The organism is Succinimonas sp. (genome assembly GCF_045225735.1).
GTDB lineage: Bacteria > Pseudomonadota > Gammaproteobacteria > Enterobacterales > Succinivibrionaceae > Succinimonas.
This window is the reverse complement of sequence record NZ_JBGVBR010000240.1, coordinates 1-2,170: the sequence shown is the minus strand read 5'-3', so window position 1 is coordinate 2,170 and position 2,170 is coordinate 1. Positions and strand designations below refer to the sequence as shown.

The following is a 2,170-nucleotide window of genomic DNA, read 5'->3' as shown; positions in this document are numbered from 1 at the left end:
ATACCATTGAGCGTTCCGAAAATCTCCTGAAAGCAATAAAAGCCCGGGACGGTAACAAGACCGCGGGACTCATTCAGGAGATTCATAACTCTCCTGCGGTGTCGCTGCTGGATTACAATGACGAGGAATCCCTCACCTATTGCGTAATGACCGGGCTTCTCTGGTCAACGCTGGATGATTACACATATCACCGGGAGGAACAGGCCGGCAAAGGCAAGGTGGACTTAGTGTACGAGCCGAACATAAAAGGCGCCGCGCCGCTTATTCTGATTGAGTTTAAATACGGGAAATCCGCCGAGGAAGCTCTTAAGCAGATTAAAACGCAGGAGTATTTCCGGCGTTACACGAAGCTGTATACGAAAAATATCCTTCTAGTGGGCATCAACTACGATCCCAAAAGCAAGAACCATCAGTGTCTGATTGAAAAGCTAAATTAAAAGTCTCAGTGGAAATTTAGTGAGGTAGTGACTAGCCTTTGAGGTAATTAGTGACTCCCTTTTCCGTTCAATCCTGATCGCTGATTACGCCCGTTCCTGACGGATCTTTCCGGAATTTCCTGATTGCCTTTTCCGATAAATCCTGATCCCCTGCCTGAGGGCGGACGTGATGTTTGCTCCGGGATGCTTGTTTTCTGAGAATTATGAGGTTCCGGAGGAATGTCCTGCCGGGGATTGCGCTTTAACAGCCTGCGGTTTGATGTATGAATGAGATGAGAGAGAACTGCGGGCCGGGCCCGCAGTATTGGCAATGATGTTCCAGATTTATTCGGCTGACGGATGTTCCCCGGCTGCGGGGTTATTATCGGGCTGAACAGGAGCAATTTCCGGTATCGGCGCATCCCGAATATGGTATCTCGACAGACTTTGAATCAGAGTATCTGTCTCTTCCTTAACCTTTGTCAGAGAACCTTTGAAGCTGGAAACAACGACGGAAACAAACTGTTCAAGTTCCGGCCTGTCCTTTTCGGAATTTTGGCTGCAGTATTCGGCCACAGGCACCAGTAACTGCTGCATTGTGCTGTTCAGACTGCTGTGCAGCTTTATCTGAGTTTTCAGAGAGGCGAGCAGGTCTTCAAGATCCGCCATTCTGCCGCGGCACATGCCGTAATCCTTTTCAAGAGAGTCAACCTGATCATTAAGCTCGCTGATCTCATCTTTAAGTCTTGCAATCTGCTCCAGACGCTCTTCATCGTTGACACAGGCTTCAGCTTTGTAATCCTCATATTCCTCAGACAGTTCCGAATATTTCTCGTCAAACTCGCTTTCAGCGTCTTCGTAAGCTTTGATATCATCCTTAAGACGGGCTATTTCGGCATCTGAGCTCTCCTTCAGTTTCTGATAATCGCTTTTAAGCCTGTCTGTTTCGGCATCTCTGCTTTTCCTGAAGTCCTGATAATCCTCAGAGAGACGCTTCCTCTCCTGTTTCAGATCCTGAGTTTCGTTTTTGAGACGTTTTATCTCAGCCTGACTATCATCCCTGAACTTCTGATGCTCACCCTCCATGCGGGTCTTTTCAGCCTCAAGTTTCTTTACCTGCTGCTCGAGCTTCTCATTCACATCAAGGGCAAATGCATGATTCTTTCTGGCGGTTTCCAGCTCTTTCTGATGCGATTCCTTCAGACTCTCAATCTGCGATTCCCAGTGGCGGCAGAGAGTTCCCCAGGCAAGCCGGATGCTGTTATTGCACAGTTCCTGAACATTGACCGGCATCGGAACGGAGCATTCCTGGCGAACTCTGACTTCATCGCGGTAAATCTCGCAGGCGGCGGTGTAGTCCCGCTTGGAGTGAGAGGGAGCAATGATGCTGAGGGTGGATGCGGTTACCTCCATTCCCCGCGAAGCAATTTCATAGCAGGTCTTTAGCAAGGCCATGACGGTTTTGGAACAGGAAATTTCCCTGCCGTCGGATAATTTTACGGTATCAGTCATGCTGATGTCCTCATGGTTAATGATTGATAGATTTATTCCCCGCCGGTTGCAGGGAATGCTGTAAAACGGACAGTATCTCCAAATCGGGAGCTTTGCTGTCAAAGCCTGTGAGATAAGGCTTAGCCGGTAATCTGGTACTTTTGGTACGGTACCATTCCGTGCCATTTTGCTTCAGACCTTGCGCAACAAGGCATGGCCGGCAATCTGGCGCTTTTGGTACGGTACCACTCCGTACCATTTTG

At 48.8% G+C, this 2,170-nt stretch carries 3 protein-coding genes; 1 reads left to right on the top strand and 2 read right to left on the bottom strand.

All coding sequences use genetic code 11. The features are described from left to right. A partial coding sequence (locus ACJROR_RS08315; RefSeq protein WP_406546724.1) for a PD-(D/E)XK nuclease domain-containing protein occupies positions 1-437 on the top strand: 437 nt, incomplete at its 5' end. A gap of 324 nt (positions 438-761) precedes the next feature. On the opposite strand, the gene ACJROR_RS08310 is transcribed toward ACJROR_RS08315, so the two are convergent. Together ACJROR_RS08310 and ACJROR_RS08305 are read right to left on the bottom strand one after the other, a co-directional pair. Further along, positions 762-1,928 (bottom strand): hypothetical protein, encoded by a 1,167-nt coding sequence (locus tag ACJROR_RS08310; protein ID WP_406546723.1) that lies wholly within the window; start codon positions 1,926-1,928, stop codon positions 762-764. Positions 1,929-1,944: 16 nt separating this feature from the next. Beyond that, a partial coding sequence (locus tag ACJROR_RS08305) for a hypothetical protein (protein WP_406546722.1) occupies positions 1,945-2,170 on the bottom strand: 226 nt, incomplete at its 5' end.

Excerpts from the sequence above, each read along its gene's own strand:
- ACJROR_RS08310 (WP_406546723.1), bottom strand. The coding sequence starts at position 1,928 with ATGACTGATACCGTAAAATTATCCGACGGCAGGGAAATTTCCTGTTCC.